This window comes from Streptomyces sp. NPDC005808, assembly GCF_042871385.1.
In the GTDB taxonomy this organism is placed as follows: domain Bacteria; phylum Actinomycetota; class Actinomycetes; order Streptomycetales; family Streptomycetaceae; genus Streptomyces.
Genome location: NZ_JBIAIK010000002.1, coordinates 13,601 through 28,844, shown reverse-complemented (window position 1 = coordinate 28,844; position 15,244 = coordinate 13,601). Strand labels below are relative to the sequence as shown.

Here is a 15,244-nt window from a genome sequence, read left to right as displayed (position 1 = left end):
CCAACTGCCGTGTCTGTCACGACAGTTGGGGACGTCCTGCGAGTTGCGGGGTGCGGAATCAGCGCTGGTAGCGCCAGGGGCCCGTGATGGCAAAGAGAATGCCGGGGTTCTGGATGCTCGCGAACAGCGTTTTGCCGTCCGGCGAGAAAACGACGCCGGCGAACTCGCTGTAGTTCGGGTCCTCCGCGGTGCCGTCGTTCAGCTCGTTCCGGGCGATCGGGTACGTCTGGCCCGACTCCGTGGCGCCGAAGAGGTGCTGGATGCCCTCGCCGTCCTCCGCGATGATCACACCGCCGTACGGGGAGACCGTGATGTTGTCCGGACCGTCGAGGACGCCGTCGTTCGCGTCCGGGTCGGGGTTGACGCCCAGGATCAGCTTGAGTGTCAGCGTGCCGCGGGCGGGGTCGTAGAACCAGACCTGCCCGTCGTGCTGGACCGGGCTCTCCTCACGGGCGTAGGACGAGACGACGTAGGTGCCGCCGTCGGCCCACCACATGCCCTCCAGCTTGCGGGCGCGGGTGACCTGCGTGTCGGTGAACTGCTTGCGCGTCGCGACGGTCTTGGCATCGCGGTCCGGAACCGCCACCCACTTGACGCTGTAGGAGGTGCCGGCCTTGGTGGCGCGGGACAGGTCGTCGACGAACTGCCCCTTGGAGTCGAAGCACTTGAAGGCCTCCAGTACACCGGCGGTGTCGGAGAGCGTCCGCAGCTTGCCCCGGCCGTGCTTGAAGCCCTTCGGCGGAGTCCACCGGTAGAACAGGCCGTTGGGGCCCGAGGCGTCCTCGGTCAGGTACAGGTGACCGCGCTTGGTGTCCACGACGACGGCTTCGTGGTCGTACCGGCCGAGCGCCTTGATCGGCTTCGGGTCCTGGTTCGCACGGCGGTCGTACGGGTCGACCTCGAACACGTAACCGTGATCCTTGGTCATGCCGTTCTCGCCGGCCTTGGCGGAGTTCTCCTCGCAGGTCAGCCAGGTGCCCCACGGGCTACGGCCGCCGGCGCAGTTCTGCTGGGTGCCCGCGATGCCGACCCACTCGGCCACGTGCTCGCCGTCCTTGGAGACCTCGACGACCGTGCAGCCACCGGGGGCGGCGGGGTCGTAGACGAGTCCCGGGGTGAGCGGTACCGGGAACGGGACGGCCGTGCGGGAGTCCTTGATCTCGTGGTTGTTGACCAGCAGCGTGGAACCGCGAGTGCCCTTGAAGGTGGCCGTGCCGTCGTGCTTGTTCGGCGTGAACTCACCCGAGTCCATCTTGGTGACACCGGCGTGGGTGACGACCTTGTAGGAGAACCCGGCCGGCAGCGCGAGCAGCCCCTTGGGGTCGTCGATCAGCGGACCGTACCCCGTCTCGCTCTGGTGTCCCTGCGAGACCTGCTCGGTGGCGTCGATCTCCTGGCCCCGGCTCTTGGCGTCCTCAGCCGTCTCGGCGGCGTACGCGTACGAGCTGGCGGTGGACAGCACACCGGCAGTGCCGATGAGGGCGATTCCCGCACCGGCTGACGTCTTGGCGAAATCTCTTCGGGTGGTAGGCACGTTGGTCTCCTGTGTGGCACGAACCGGGGTTTGCGGTGGGGGGGGCGCCGCACACAGTTCCCTGCGCTGCCGAACGCTAGGTGAACGCCGCGCAACGTCTGTGCGAGACACCGAACATATGGTCCATACCTTAGCCCGCTCGTGAGCTTTCTCTCCTTCAGCGCCCAGGCGGAAGGCTCGCACGGGCCGCGCCCCCGAGCCTCCTCGGTACGGCGATTTCCGCCCAGACGGTCTTGTACGTCCCGTCCTCGCGCGGCTCCACACCCCACCGCTCCGCCAGCGCCACGACGATCAGCAGCCCGCGCCCGCCGCCCTCGCCGTCCGACGACTCCTGGAGGACGGGCAGCCGGTCGGCCCTGCCGTCCGCGACCTCCACCCGTACGACGTCCTCGCGCAGCACCAGCCGTACGCGGAAGTCTCGCCCGCGCACCCGCCCGTGCCGCACCGCGTTCGCCGCGAGCTCGGCGACGACGAGGGTCACGGCTTCACTGACCTCCGACAGGCGCGGCACGCGGGACTCGATGGTCCGCTACAACTACTGGAGACCCCGGAGAACGAGTGGTTCGCGTACTCGGAAGGCCAGAAGACCGGCCAGCTGATCACCGACCGAAAAGCGATCAGCGTGCTCCAGCAGCGGTATGCCAAGATGCGCTCACAGGCTCTCACGCCCGACGACTCCGTGAGCCTGCTCCGGGAGATGCGAGGAGCGTTACGAGCACCACCACGACCCAACTCGCCTGGTTCAAGAGCAGTTACAGCGGCTCGCAGGGCGACTCGTGCGTTGAAGTGGCTCTCGCCTGGCGCAAGTCGACGTACAGCAGCGGCAGCGAAGGCGACTGCGTCGAAGTCGCCGCCTGCCCCACCACCATCCACATCCGCGACTCCAAGAACATCCGCGGCCCCCGACTCGCCCTCTCCCCCACCGCGTGGACGGACTTCGTGGAGTTCGCCGCGCGTCGGTGACTCAGGTTTCGACCATCCGGCGCCCCTTTAAATGAGTGGCCCGCGCCTTGGCCAGGCGGGAGGATCCGGCACAGAAGCGTCTGTCTCCGGATCTCCCGGAAGGAATCCGAGGTGCCTGTGACCGTGCCCCAGTCGTCCGAGCCCCAGTCCTCCCCCGAAGTACGCACGGCGGCCGGGGTGTTGCGCGGCAGCAGTGAGGCGGGGCTCGCGGTTTTCCGCGGTATCCCGTTCGCCGAACCGCCGGTCGGCGCAAACCGATTCGCCGCACCGCAGCCCGTACGGGGCTGGGACGGCGTACGGGACGCGCTGTCGTTCGGCACGCCGCCCCCGCAGGCCGGAGCGTTCGGCATGGACGCGCTGTCGCAGGACGCCGAGGGCGACGGTGACTGGCTGACGGTCAACGTCTGGTCGCCGGATCCGGCCCCGGGGGCCGGGCTCCCGGTGATGGTGTGGATCCAGGGCGGCGCCTATGTGATCGGCACGTCCGGCCTCCCGGAGTACGACGGCGGCCGCCTGTCCCGCGAGGGCGGCGTCGTCGTCGTGACCTTCAACTACCGTGTGGGCATTGAGGGTTTCGCGCAGATCGAGGGTGCGCCCACCAACCGGGGCCTGCTCGACCAGGTCGCCGCGTTGACGTGGGTGCGGGACAACATCCAGGCGTTCGGCGGCGATCCGGACCAGGTCACGGTCTTCGGCCAGTCGGCGGGCGGGGGGTCGGTCGCCGCGCTGCTGGCGATGCCGAGGGCCGCCGGGCTGTTCCGCCGGGCGATCGCGCAGAGCGTGCAGAGCACGTTCTTCACACCCGCGCTGGCCGCCGACATCGCTGCCGCGTACGCCTCGGAACTGGGCCTGCGCCCCACTGTGGCCGACCTGTCCGGCGTGACCCCGCCGCGGCTCGCCGCGGCGGGCGACGCGGTCACCGCCAAAGCGGCCCAGTGGGCGGATCGTTGGGGCCGGGCAGCGCAGCGGTCGATCCTCATCTCACCCGTCATCGACGGCGACACCCTGCCGGTCACTCCCTGGCAGGCGCTGGCCGACGGCGCGGGCCGGGACATCGAACTCCTCGTCGGCCACACCCGCGAGGAACAGCGACTGCTCACCGCACTCGACGGTCTCCTCGGCCAGGTGACCGAAGAGCAGGCGACGGCCGCCCTGCGTTCCTTCGCCCCCGGCGCCGACGGCGCCGAGCGCTACCGAGCCGCGTTCCCGCTCGCGAGCCCGGACGACCTCTACGAACTGGTCAACTCCGACTGGCTGTTCCGCATGTCGAGCCTCAACCTCGCCGAGGTCCAGGTCGCGGCCGGCGGCCGTGCCCATGTCTACGAACTGACCTGGCCCGCCCCCGGTATGGGCGGCATCCTCGGCGCCTGCCACGGCCTCGACGTGCCGCTCGTCTTCGGCAACCTGAGCGACACCCAGGCCGCCATGCTGATCGGCGAGACCCCCTCCCAGGAAGCCGAGACCCTGTCCGTCCACATCCGCACCGCGTGGACGGAGTTCGCCACCCACGGCACCCCCGGCTGGGACCCCTACACCCCCGCCCAACGCCTCACCCGGCTCTTCGACACCACCCCGACCGTCACGACGTACCCGGAGGAGAGCTCCCGCGTGATCTGGCAGGACCACGTCTTCCCGGCGCTGCCACTGACCGGCCGGTAGCGTCCGCGTCGGCACGACAGGTCGGGGTGAAGGACGAAGTACTCCATCAGACGCGCGCGTGTCTTTTCACCTCAGACCGCCGTCCGCTCCACGGGGATCCACAACTCCGCGTCGGCCTGTGTCCCGTCCTGCGACAGCCGGGTCCGCAGGATCTCGGGTCCCGGCCTGCTCTGGTAGGGATTGGACGGGAACCACTGAGTGAACACGTCCCGCCACAGGTATTGGAGCGTCTGCGGAAACGGCCCAGAACTCTCGAAAACGGCCCAGGCACCGGCCGGCACGGTGAGCGCGTCCATGTCCTCGGGCACCGCGGCACCGGTCACCACGCCGTGGTAGTAGTCGAGTTCGGTTCCCTCGGCGCGGCTCTCGGCCAGATTGTCGCTCACCGAGATGAGCCCCTGCGGCTCCTGGTCGGACAGAGACTCGATGCGCCGGATCGTCTCCTGGCCGAGCCCCCGGATGAAAGCGGCGATGCCCGGATTCACCCCCTCGTGCACGAGCGGGACCCGCGCCTTCCTGCCGACCACACGGAACTCGTCCTTCTCCACAACCCTGTACCGCATGCTGCTGCTCCCTTCGACGATGAGGCGGAAGGACATCCGGGGCTGGGACTGCAGACTCGCGCCGAGCCGCCTGACCTCGCCGGGACCGACGCCGTGCATGGCACGGAACGCCCGCGCGAACGCCTCGCCCGAGGAGTAGCCGTACCGCACCGCGATCTCAAGGAGCGTCCGCTCCCCGGCCAGCACCTCGGCACCCGCGACCGTCAGCCGCCTGCGCCGGACGTACTCGGACAGCGGGAGCCCCGCCAGCGCCGAGAACAGCCGCCGGAAGTGGTACTCCGACGTCAGCGCGATCCGCGCGAGTTCGGACACCTCGATCCGCTGATCAAGGTGGTCCTCGATGTGCTCCATGGCCTGGTTCAACCGCTCCAGCACCCGGGCCCCCTTCCCTTCCGATCACCACGTTAGGAAGGACCCACCCTGCCGGACCCGACATCCTGTGCCCGCTCCGGTGGGGTGGCAGAGTCACCCGCGACGCTGAGCGCCTGCACTCGGCGTACGTACGTCGGCAGTAGAGGCCGTTGCTCCCCGCAAGTGCTGGACCGGCTCGGTCTCAGTGCGCGGGCGCCTCGGTGACCGCGACCTCGCCGATGCTCCGCTCGATCTCCTCGGGGCGCGGCGCCGCGGCCCGGGCCCAGTAGTAGATGGCCAGGGAGAAGGCGGCGATGAGCAGGACGTCCCACCACAGGCCGATGTGACCCTCGCCGCCGAAGCCGCCCTGCCAGGAGATCAGGCCCATGCCGACCAGGTAGGCGGGCAGCCACTGGGCGGCCCTGAAGTTCATCCTGGGCGCGTCGGGCAGGCCCTTACGCGTGGCGTAGAGGGCGTAGCCGCCGAGCAGGACGTAGCCGAGGATGATCGCCACGCCCAGCCGCCAGAGGGTGTCCCAGCGGGCCCAGTAGATGATGAGGTTGGCCACGACGAAGGAGAGCGGGGAGATCAGCTTGCCGCCGGGCAGCCGGTAGGGGCGGTCGTGGTGCGGCAGCTTGTCGGCGAAGACACCGTAGGCCAGCGGCGCACCCGCGTACATCAGGACGCTCGCCGAGGTGATGAAACCGACCAGCTGCTGCCAGCTGGGGAACGGCAGGAAGCAGATCACCCCGGTCACGAAGGAGAGGATCAGGCCGAACCACGGCACGCCACGGGCGTCGGTCTTCTCGAACACCTTCGGGGCGTAGCCGTTCTTCGACAGGCCGTAGGACAGGCGCGAGGTCGCGGTGGTGTAGATCAGGCCGGTGCCACCCGGAGAGACCACGGCGTCGAGGTACAGCACGACGGCCAGCCAGCCGAGGCCCACCACCGTCGCCAGACCCGCCCAGGGGCCGCTGATGCCCGGGTAGTCGAGCCCGGCCCAGCCGTGCGCGAAGGAGGTGTGCGGCAGAGCGGCGATGTACACGACCTGGAGGAGGACGTAGATGACCGAGCCGATGGCCACCGAGCCGAGGGTCGCGCGTGGCAGGTCACGCTTCGGGTTGCGGCTCTCGCCCGCCAGCTGGATCGCCTGCTCGAAGCCCAGCAGGGCGAAGATGATTCCGCTGCTGCTGATGGCGCTCAGTACGCCCTTGGCGCCGAACGGGGCGAAGCCCTCCGAGGTGAAGTTGCCCGGGTGGAAGTTGGTGAGCGCGATGATGAAGATCGTGGCCAATGGGATGGCCACTTTCCACCAGGTGGCCGCGCTGTTGGTGTGCGCGAGAATGCGGACGCCGAGGAAGTTGACCACGACGAACACGGCCATCAGAAAGACGGCAACGACGAATCCGCTGGTTGTCAGGGTGCCGTCGGAGTGCTGGAACCCCTGCGCGAACTGCCAGTGCCCGGCATAGCCGATCATGGCCTCGACCTCGATCGGCGCCACGGTCGCCGCCTGCAGCCAGGCGAACCAGCCGAAGGACATGCCGGCCAGGCCGCCGAACGCGTAGTGGGGGTAGCGGGCGGTGCCCCCCGCCACCGGGAACATGCCCCCGAGTTCGGCGTGCACCAGCGCGAGCAGCACGATGGCGACCGCGCCGATCAGCCACGATATGACGGCCGCGGGACCGGCCATCACCACGGCCTTCTGGGCGCCGTAGAGCCAGCCGGAGCCGATGATGGATCCGACCGAGGCCCACATCAGTCCGATCAGACTGACGTCCCGCCGCAGGCCGCTCGGGCTCCTTGTGGCCTTCGGGACAGCGCTGTCGACGCTCACCATTTCTCAGGGGCCTCTCATATATGAGCAATGCATTGAACAGATGAATTCAATGCACAAGAGGTCTTAGGCTAGGTTCGGATTGCCGCTGCGGAGAAGGCCGTTGCATTACTCTTGACCGTTACAAGGGTTGTTCCTGGAAAGCACTTCAGGATTTCTGTACCCGGGAATTCAGAATTGCTCCGCCGCGGTCAGGTGGGGCGGCGGCGTCCCGAGGCCAGGCGGCCCGCCTCCGCATAGGCCCGCACCAGCGGACGCCCGTCACCCGCGCGCCAGGCGAGAGCGAACCGGCTCGGTGAGATACCGCGCACCGGGCGGGTGACGATGCCGCCCCGGGTGAGCAGGGGGGCGTTGCCCGCGGCGAGCAGGCAGACGCCGCGGCCGTCCACCAGCGCCTCGTACGTCTCGTCGGCGCTCGCGCACTCCGCGCCGATCCGTGCCGGGTGCCCGGCGCGGTCTTCCTTGGCGAGCCAGTGGTCGCGCAGCACACCGGCCGACTCAGGGAGGGCGATGAACGGCTCGTCGAGGAGGTCACGGAGATCGATCTCCTGCCGGGGCGCGAGGCGGTGCGTGTCCGGCAGTGCGACATGGCGCTGCTCCTCGGCCACCACCACCCACTCGTAACGCTCCGCGTCCGGCATCGGCAGCCACACGAACGCCGCGTCCACCGAGCCGTCCGCGAGCCCGGCGCTCGAATCCTCCCAACTCACCTGCCGCAGCCGCACCGTGGCCGCCGGATGGACCTCGCTGAACCGGGACCTGATGGCCGGCAGCAGGCCGCCGCGTCCCGGACTGGTGCTCATACCGACGACGAGTGTGGCCCGCTGCTCGGTCTTGGCACGCTCGACGATCTCGGCCGCCGCGTCCCAGTCGGCGAGGACCCGGCGCGCGTACGGCAGGAGGGCCGCGCCCACCGCCGTCAGGCGCACGCCCTGCCGGTCCCGCTCGAAGAGCTCCACCCCCAACTGCCTTTCCAGCATGCGTATTTGCTTGCTCAGCGCGGGCTGGGAGACGAAGAGGCGCTCGGCGGCGCGCGTGAAGTGCAGGTCTTCGGCGACCGCGACGAAGTAGCGCAGGTCCCGCCCGTGGACATCCATGGCCATAACCATGGGCTATCACGAGGGGTCTTGGACGGGCGAGTGGGTTTGCGGCGAAGCTCGACGTATCGAAGGCCCTCGAGGCGTCGAAAGCTCGACACCTCGAAAGCACCTATGCCACAAGGGAGTTGGACATGAGCAAGGTATGGCTGGTCACCGGCGCCAACAGCGGTTTCGGGCGGGCGTTCACCGAGGCGGCCGTCGCCGCGGGAGATGTCGTGGTGGCCACGGCTCGCAGGCCCGAGACGCTGGCCGACCTGGTGGCGGCCCACCCCGACCAGGTCGAGGCGCTCACCCTCGACGTCACGGACCCGGCGGGGATCACCTCCGTCGTGGCCGATGTGGTGGAGCGGCACGGCAGGATCGACGTGCTGGTCAACAACGCCGGCCGGACCCACGTCGGCGCCGCCGAGGAAACCACGGACGCCGAGCTGCGCGAGCTGTTCGAGCTGCACTTCTTCGGGCCGGTCGCGCTGGTGCGGGCCGTGCTTCCGCACATGCGGGAGCGGCACTCCGGAGCGATCGTGCAGCTCAGCAGCATGGGCGGACAGATGTCGTTCGCGGGGTTCTCGGCGTACAGCGGCACCAAGTTCGCCCTTGAGGGCTTCTCCGAGGCACTGGCGGGCGAGGTGGGTCCGCTCGGTATCAAGGTCCTGATCGTGGAGCCGGGCTCGTTCCGCACGGGGCTGTTCGGCAACGCGACCACCAGCGAGGAGATCGCCGACTACGCGGACACGGTCGGCGCCACCCGTCGGATGGTCGCCGGATCCGACGGTTCCCAGCCCGGCGATCCGGCGAAGGCCGCGGCGGCGGTCCTGACCGCCCTCGCCGCCGAGGCCGCCCCACTGCGGCTGCCCCTCGGCAGTGACGGTGTGGACGCGGTGGTCGCCCACCTCGACGCACAGCGGGTGGAGATCGCCGCCTGGGAGAAGGTGGCCCGGGACACGGCATTCGAGGCGTGACGGCGGCTGCTGCAGCTGCGACAGCTGCGTTGACTGTGGTGAGGTCGGGCGTGCCCGGCGGTCGGCCGGGATGTCCGACCCCACTGATCTCAGAAACAACACAGACGGCGTACATGTATCTCACATGAATGGTTCGCACTCTGTACGCAGGACCCGTATCCAGAGGAGCGCCGTCATGAGCGATCACGAGCCGCGAAACCCCAACGAACCCGTTCCCACCAGCCCCGTTCCGAGCCCTGCGGCAGGGCCGCCGCCGGTGCAGCCCGAGGAAGCCCGCCTGGCGAAGGCGCGGCGCGTGCTGAAGACCAGGAAGACCGCGTGGACCGTCTCCGCCGCACTCGTGTGCGCGGTGGTCGGACTTTCCGTCGCTCTCGCCACGTCACCCTCGGCAACCACGGCGGAGCCCGTCGGCTCCAGCAGCAGTGTCGCGAGCGCTCCCCCGGTCGGCGGTCCCGCGGCCGGCGGTCCCGCGGCGGGTGGCGGAGGATCCAACGCCCGCTCCGGACCGGCCGAAGGGGGATCGCTCGGCACCGTCAGCAGTGTGACCTCGTCGGGCTTCACCCTGACCACGGCCACGGGCGAGAAGGTCACCGTCAATGAGGCGTCCTCCACTACGTACCTGAACGGGACGAGTTCGACCACGGCGAGTGCCGTCACGACGGGCGCCAGCGTCCTCGTGCTCGGCTCGGCCGACGGAACGACCATCACGGCGTCGCAGGTCACCGTCCAACCGAACGGCGACGGCGGAGCCGCTGCTTCCACGGCCGCGGGCGTGGTCCCCTTCCAGCAGGGTTCGCCGTCAGAGGCGAAGCAGGACGGGCAGATCCCGGCGAACTACACCGAGGGAGACGGCACGATCGTCAGCGGAACGACGGCGGACAAGGCGACCGAAGCCGCGTTGGCCGCCTACCCGGGTGGCGTCGTCGACCGTGTGGTGCAGCTGAGCGGCGGCGAGTACGAGGTCCACTACGTCGGCGTCAACTGGCCGCACCACGTCTTCGTCGACCAGGACTTCAAGGTCGTCGGCGCCGATTAGCCGCCGCGTCCCTGTCGTCTCAGTTTCGCCGGCACCGGTGGGCCGCTCACGCCGTACGCCTCGCCGTGATGAGTTCGTGCAGGGTGCGTTTCGTGACGCTGCCCCCGTTGCGGTTCTCGATGAGGTCTCCGACGCAGTCCAGCAGGCCGGTCAGCGCGGTGGCGTCCAGGGCGCGGTGGTTGGAGAAGGTGCACAGGAGGTCGAGGTACTCGGGGGCCGAGTACGTGATCTCCTGGGCGAAGCGCCGTACCTCCACCGTGTCCAGGTGGCCGGAGCGGTCCATTTCGCTGGTGTCGGGGAGCAGTTCGGACTCGTCCGGCATGCGCAGACCGGGCGGAGTGGTGGGGTCCCAGCGTTCGTAGCAGCCTTGGACCAGATCGCAGAAGTCCTGGTCCCAGCTCCCGCCCGCCACGTGCTCGGTGGTGACGAGGGCGAGGGTGCCGCCCGGGGCGAGGGCGGCTGCCGCCTTGGGCACGCGGACAGCCGGGTCGATCCAGTGGAAGGCGGTCGCGCTGACCACCAGGTCGAAGGGCTCCTCCGGGAGGGGCCACTCCTCGAAGGCCCCGACCTCGACGCGGGCGTTCGGGAAGGGCCGCAGGTTGCGCCGGGTGACCGCCGCGACCGTGGATCCCAGCTCCACGGCCGTGATCCGGCAGCCCAGCCGGGCCAGCGGGACGGTGAGCTGTCCGGTTCCGGGGCCCACCTCAAGGACGCGGCTTTCCGGGGTCAGGCCGGCGGTGGTGATCAACGCCTCGACCAGTGGGGGCGGGTAGGCGGGGCGGGCACGGTCGTAGAGCTCGGGGTCCTCGTTGAAGACGTCTCGCAGCATGCCTCAAGGCTAGGCAGCCGGACCTCCGACCCGCATCCCATATTGTGGGCGAAATGCCCGCTTGATGGACGTCGGGAGGTGTCTGGGGTCGGTTCGACTAGCGTCGTGACATGACCAGCGACACCAGCGACACCATCGGCACTTTCGCCGACGCCCTCGCCGACGGCCCGGTCGTCCTCGACGGGGGCATGTCCAACCAGCTCGAATCGGCCGGGCACGATCTGAGCGACGAGCTGTGGTCGGCTCGGCTGCTCGCGGAGCGGCCCGAGGCGATCGTCGAGGCGCACCTGGCCTACTTCGATGCGGGCGCGGACGTGGCGATCACGTCCAGTTATCAGGCCACCTTCGAGGGCTTCGCCAAGCACGGCATCCCGCGCGAACGGGCGGCTGAACTCCTTGGCCGCAGCGTCGAGTTGGCGCGCGAGGCCGCCCGTCGCGCACAGGCGAAGGGCGTCACACGGCCGCTGTGGGTGGCCGCGTCGGTCGGACCGTACGGGGCGATGCTCGCCGACGGTTCGGAGTACCGGGGGCGGTACGGGCTGAGCGTCGCGGAGCTGGAGCGGTTCCACCGGCCGCGCCTGGAGGTGCTGGCCGCCGCCGCGCCCGACGTGCTGGCCCTGGAGACCGTGCCGGACGCGGACGAGGCGCGAGCCCTGCTGCGGGCCGTGCGCGGGCTCGGCCTACCGGCGTGGCTGTCGTTCAGCGTCGACGGTGACCGGACGCGGGCCGGGCAGCCCCTGGCGGAGGCCTTCGCCCTGGCCGCCGATGCCGACGAGGTCATCGCGGTCGGCGTGAACTGCTGCGCCCCGAAGGATGTGGACGCGGCGGTCGCGACGGCCGCGCGGGTGACCGGAAAACCGGTCGTCGTCTATCCGAACAGCGGGGAGGAGTGGGACGCGCAGGCGCGGGCGTGGAACGGACGGTCCATGTTCACCGCCGAGCAGGTCGAGGGGTGGCGCCGGGGCGGGGCGCGGCTGATCGGAGGGTGCTGCCGGGTGGGGCCCGGAGCGATCACCGCGATCCACGAGGCGTTGGGGAGCTGAGGGGGTGCTGAGGAAGCTGACGGGGTGCTGAAGGAAGCTGAGGGGGTGCTGGAGGAGCTGCGGAACCGCTGGGGCGCCGAGGGCGCGCTGAGGTTGGCGTAACTCCTGGGAAGCACGGGCTCAATGGGGACTTCACGGGCGGGTGATGAGGTCCGTGTACTCGTCAGCGATTCCGAGCGGACCACGGACCACGGAGACACCCTTGAGCGACCCCACCCCCGAACAACTGGACACCTACGTACGGACCCGCCTCGCGCTGGCGGGTTTCGAGCTCTCCCTGCTGCCCGAGGTGTTCGACGCCGACACGGGGGTGCCCACGCAGGCCCAGGCACTCGCCTCACTGAAGTCGTTCGTGGCGTCCACGCCGGGCGCGATATCCGGGTGGACACCTCCGGCGGACAGCCCCGCGTACGCGCAACAGGCCTCGCCGCCCCTCATCTACCCGTCCATCACCGAGGCCTGGACCGGTAAGGCGGGCGACCGATGAGCCGTGCCCTCAACAGACGTGTCTTCCTCGCGAGTTCGGCGGCGTTGGCGAGCGGGCTCGCCGTGCAGAGCGCCACTCCCGCGAGCGCAACACCCACGAGCGCAGCCACCAGCGCTCCCAAGGTTCCCGACATCGACGTACGCAAGGCCGCCCAGCAGGACCCCTCCGAGGCAACCCTCACCGAGGCCGTGGTCCTCATGCGGCGCGGAAAGCTGACGTCGGCGACGCTGACCGAGGCGTACCTGGAGCGGATCCAGCGGTACGACGGCACGTATCAGGCATACGCCGAGGTGACCGGCGACGCGGCGCTCTCGGCGGCACGGAAGGCCGACCAGGGGCGGAGCGGGACGGGCGGCGTGCTGCGCGGGATCCCTCTGTGCATCAAGGACAACTACTTCACCAAGGGCGTGCCGACGCGCTGCAACTCGTACATCTTCGAGGACTTCGTGCCGGACGAGGACGCCACGGCGGTGGCCCGGCTGAAGGCGGCCGGCGGCATCGTCCTGGGCAAGGGGCAGATGGGGCCGCTCGCCACGACCCGGGCCACGCTGCCGAACGGGACGGTCACGACGGTCAACGCCTGGACGCCCGAGGACCCGAGTGTCGACCCGGGCGGCTCCTCGACCGGGCCCGCCTGTTCGGTGGCCGGGCGTCTTGCGTCCTCGTCGATCGGCACGCAGACCGGCGGCTCCATCGTGCTGCCGTCCAATCAGCAGAACCTGACAGGCCTCAAGCCCACCATGGGCCGGGTGTCCATCCACGGCATCATCCCGCTCTCCTTCACCCGCGACCACTCGGGGCCGCTCGCGCGCGACGCCATGGACGCGGCGCTGATGCTCCAGGTCATGGCCGGACCGGACACCCAGGACCCGCGCACGCTGGGGCTGCCGGCAGTGCCCGATCTCATCCGGTCCGCGACGCCCGTCGTCACGAGCGGCGGCGCGGTACGGATGCGGCGCGCCACCCGGATCGGCGTGCCGGCCGACTTCCTGAGCGCGCAGAAGACGCTGCGCGGGGCCTTCCTCGACCAGCTCGACGCGATCTCGGGCGTCACACTGGTCGACATCACCTACCCGGACGACTGGACGCTGCTGACCGGCACCTTCAACGCGGCCCGGCTCGCCGAGCGCAGCGAGCCTTTCCGGCACTGGCTGCGCGTGGACCCGGCCAAGTTCGGTGTGTCGCTGCTGAGTTGGCTCCAGGGGCTGATGCTCTCGGGCGACGAGTGGATCACGGCTCAGCGTGCCAAGAACCATCTGCTGCGGGAGGTCCTCGACGGGCTCATGGACCGCTGCGATGTGCTCCTGCAGACCGGTCCTGTGCCGTTCGACATCCTGGGGCTGCCCGAAATCGGGTTCCCCATCGGCTTCGACACGGCCGGCGTGCCCGTCGGCGCGATCCTCGGCGGTCAACCGTACGAGGAGGACCGGCTGTTGGAGGTGGCCGCCGCGTATCAGGCGGTCACCGACTGGCATACCCGGCGCCCGGCCGATCCGACGACCACCTCCGCCCTGCTGAAGGCCGCGACCGTCCGGCCGCAGCTCTCGGCCGAGGAGGCGGCAGCGACCTCCGCGTGACGTCGCCCGTCAGCGGGACGGAGAGAGTCGCGGCGGCGAGGCGGGCTGAAACGGGGCGCGACCCCGAGAGGAGGGGACGGCCGGCGTCGGAGGGGCGAGAAGACCCCCCACGCCCACCTCAACCCGTCGTGCCCACCTCGTTGTTGGGTGCCCCGTCCCCCACCGGGGGAAGATCCCCGCGCTCCACCGGCGCGGTGGCGGTCGGGGCGGGGGCCGGGAAGAGGGCAGCCAGTTCGACGTTTCCGGGGCGGTGGCTCGCCGTGGCGGCGTCACGGAGGACGGCCCGGGTGATCATGGCCGAGTCCGCGCTCACCCGAACGACGACGTCCCCCTTCTCGGGCAGCAGGTACTCGTGCTGCCCACTCCCGCCGCGGTACCAGACGTCCCCGTCCCGCTCACACCCCGCACAGCTCTCCGCCGTCACCGTGCCCCGGTCCACATAGAGGTGAATCTGACCGCCGGTCTTCTCGGACCAGTACACGCTGGAGAAGCCGTCACCGCCGTACACACCCACCGACTGCTGGGCCAGGGTGAAGCCGGGTGCCTCCGTGACGTACACGAGTTCCGGTGCGATCTGCAACGCCCGGGCACGGGCGTCGAGTTCGGCGCGGTCGGGGCCGGCCGGCGGGGGGTCGAGCGTCCCGGCCCCCGCCTTCTCCGTGCCGCAGCCGGCGAGCAGGGCGGGAAGCAGTAACGCCGGAAGCAGCACACGCACACGCATGGTTCGGATCATGCGGCCATCCTGCCTCACTCGCACAGGTGTTTCATATACGGACCCGGAGCTTCATATGCGGACCCGGGCAGGAGGAGCGCGTGTCCGATTCCTTCAAGACCCACCGCCCACGTCCTGCCTACCGTGACCGCATGACTCCACGATTTGACCTGATCGGCATCGCCGTCTCCGACATGTCCGCCTCCCTCGCCTTCTACCGCCGCCTCGGGCTCACCTTCCCCGAGGGCTCCGAGGACCAGCCGCACGTCGAGACCGAACTCCCCGGCGGGCTGCGGCTCGCCCTCGACACCGACGAGGTGATTCGGTCCTTCCACGCCGGATACCGGCCTCCGACCTCGGGCGGCAGGGTCTCACTCGCCTTCCTCTGCGCCAGTCCGGCGGAGGTCGACTCCGCGTACGACGACCTGATCGGCGCCGGCCACCACGGCGAGCTCAAGCCCTGGGACGCCGTCTGGGGCATGCGGTACGCGGTCGTGCGGGACCCGGACGGCAACGGCGTCGACCTGTTCGCACGGCTGCCGGAAGCCGAATAGCAGCCGACCGCCGACGGCGGCCCCGCCGGCATCCGGAATC

Annotated in this window: 14 protein-coding genes and 2 pseudogenes; 9 read left to right on the top strand and 7 right to left on the bottom strand. The window is 70.1% G+C overall.

The window, feature by feature from the left end:
* Nucleotides 1–58 precede the first annotated feature (58 nt).
* Together ACFYPC_RS03680 and ACFYPC_RS03675 are read right to left on the bottom strand one after the other, a co-directional pair.
* Complete coding sequence (locus ACFYPC_RS03680; protein ID WP_388670162.1) at nt 59–1,534, bottom strand: alkaline phosphatase PhoX; 1,476 nt, start codon at nt 1,532–1,534, stop codon at nt 59–61.
* 157 nt (nt 1,535–1,691) lie between these two features.
* Nucleotides 1,692–2,015 (bottom strand): ATP-binding protein, encoded by a 324-nt coding sequence (locus ACFYPC_RS03675; protein WP_388671969.1) that lies wholly within the window; start codon nt 2,013–2,015, stop codon nt 1,692–1,694.
* 12 nt (nt 2,016–2,027) lie between these two features.
* Here ACFYPC_RS03675 and ACFYPC_RS03670 point away from each other — a divergent pair.
* The 3 genes and pseudogenes from ACFYPC_RS03670 to ACFYPC_RS03660 all read left to right on the top strand — a co-directional run.
* Nucleotides 2,028–2,246: pseudogene (locus ACFYPC_RS03670) on the top strand (Scr1 family TA system antitoxin-like transcriptional regulator); the annotation flags it as partial.
* 8 nt (nt 2,247–2,254) lie between these two features.
* Nucleotides 2,255–2,497: pseudogene (locus ACFYPC_RS03665) on the top strand (DUF397 domain-containing protein); the annotation flags it as partial.
* A gap of 117 nt (nt 2,498–2,614) precedes the next feature.
* Nucleotides 2,615–4,156 carry a carboxylesterase/lipase family protein gene (locus ACFYPC_RS03660; protein WP_388671966.1) on the top strand — a complete coding sequence of 514 codons (1,542 nt, stop codon included), beginning with the start codon at nt 2,615–2,617 and terminating at the stop codon, nt 4,154–4,156.
* A gap of 71 nt (nt 4,157–4,227) precedes the next feature.
* Here the strand turns inward: ACFYPC_RS03660 and ACFYPC_RS03655 are convergent, their stop codons facing one another.
* From ACFYPC_RS03655 to ACFYPC_RS03645, 3 genes are all read right to left on the bottom strand, one after another.
* Nucleotides 4,228–5,094, bottom strand: a complete 867-nt coding sequence (locus ACFYPC_RS03655; protein WP_388670159.1) for a GyrI-like domain-containing protein — start codon at nt 5,092–5,094, stop codon at nt 4,228–4,230.
* A 178-nt stretch (nt 5,095–5,272) separates the two neighbouring features.
* Nucleotides 5,273–6,910 (bottom strand): APC family permease, encoded by a 1,638-nt coding sequence (locus tag ACFYPC_RS03650; protein WP_388670156.1) that lies wholly within the window; start codon nt 6,908–6,910, stop codon nt 5,273–5,275.
* 188 nt (nt 6,911–7,098) lie between these two features.
* On the bottom strand, nt 7,099–8,010 hold the full coding sequence (locus ACFYPC_RS03645) for a LysR family transcriptional regulator (RefSeq protein ID WP_388670153.1): 912 nt from the start codon (nt 8,008–8,010) through the stop codon (nt 7,099–7,101).
* Between the two features lie 128 nt (nt 8,011–8,138).
* Here ACFYPC_RS03645 and ACFYPC_RS03640 point away from each other — a divergent pair, with 128 nt between their 5' ends.
* Both ACFYPC_RS03640 and ACFYPC_RS03635 read left to right on the top strand, forming a co-directional pair.
* Nucleotides 8,139–8,966, top strand: coding sequence for an oxidoreductase (locus ACFYPC_RS03640; RefSeq protein WP_388670150.1), 828 nt, complete (start codon nt 8,139–8,141; stop codon nt 8,964–8,966).
* Nucleotides 8,967–9,141: 175 nt separating this feature from the next.
* Nucleotides 9,142–10,002 carry a hypothetical protein gene (locus ACFYPC_RS03635; RefSeq protein ID WP_388670147.1) on the top strand — a complete coding sequence of 287 codons (861 nt, stop codon included), beginning with the start codon at nt 9,142–9,144 and terminating at the stop codon, nt 10,000–10,002.
* A 46-nt stretch (nt 10,003–10,048) separates the two neighbouring features.
* Here ACFYPC_RS03635 and ACFYPC_RS03630 read toward each other — a convergent pair whose 3' ends face one another.
* Complete coding sequence (locus tag ACFYPC_RS03630) at nt 10,049–10,831, bottom strand: class I SAM-dependent methyltransferase (RefSeq protein ID WP_388670144.1); 783 nt, start codon at nt 10,829–10,831, stop codon at nt 10,049–10,051.
* Nucleotides 10,832–10,941: 110 nt separating this feature from the next.
* Here ACFYPC_RS03630 and mmuM point away from each other — a divergent pair, with 110 nt between their 5' ends.
* The 3 genes from mmuM (at nt 10,942) to ACFYPC_RS03615 (ending at nt 13,938) form a co-directional block, all read left to right on the top strand.
* Complete coding sequence (gene mmuM / locus ACFYPC_RS03625) at nt 10,942–11,874, top strand: homocysteine S-methyltransferase (RefSeq protein WP_388670141.1); 933 nt, start codon at nt 10,942–10,944, stop codon at nt 11,872–11,874.
* A gap of 202 nt (nt 11,875–12,076) precedes the next feature.
* On the top strand, nt 12,077–12,361 hold the full coding sequence (locus ACFYPC_RS03620; protein ID WP_388670138.1) for a hypothetical protein: 285 nt from the start codon (nt 12,077–12,079) through the stop codon (nt 12,359–12,361).
* The gene (locus ACFYPC_RS03615; RefSeq protein ID WP_388670135.1) at nt 12,358–13,938 is read left to right on the top strand and encodes an amidase; all 1,581 of its coding nucleotides are present in this window, start codon (nt 12,358–12,360) and stop codon (nt 13,936–13,938) included. Before ACFYPC_RS03620 ends, ACFYPC_RS03615 begins: the two co-directional genes overlap by 4 nt.
* Before the next feature lie 118 nt (nt 13,939–14,056).
* On the opposite strand, the gene ACFYPC_RS03610 is transcribed toward ACFYPC_RS03615, so the two are convergent.
* Nucleotides 14,057–14,671 carry a hypothetical protein gene (locus ACFYPC_RS03610; RefSeq protein ID WP_388670132.1) on the bottom strand — a complete coding sequence of 205 codons (615 nt, stop codon included), beginning with the start codon at nt 14,669–14,671 and terminating at the stop codon, nt 14,057–14,059.
* Between the two features lie 131 nt (nt 14,672–14,802).
* Here ACFYPC_RS03610 and ACFYPC_RS03605 point away from each other — a divergent pair, with 131 nt between their 5' ends.
* Nucleotides 14,803–15,204 carry a VOC family protein gene (locus ACFYPC_RS03605; protein ID WP_388670129.1) on the top strand — a complete coding sequence of 134 codons (402 nt, stop codon included), beginning with the start codon at nt 14,803–14,805 and terminating at the stop codon, nt 15,202–15,204.
* Nucleotides 15,205–15,244 lie beyond the last annotated feature (40 nt).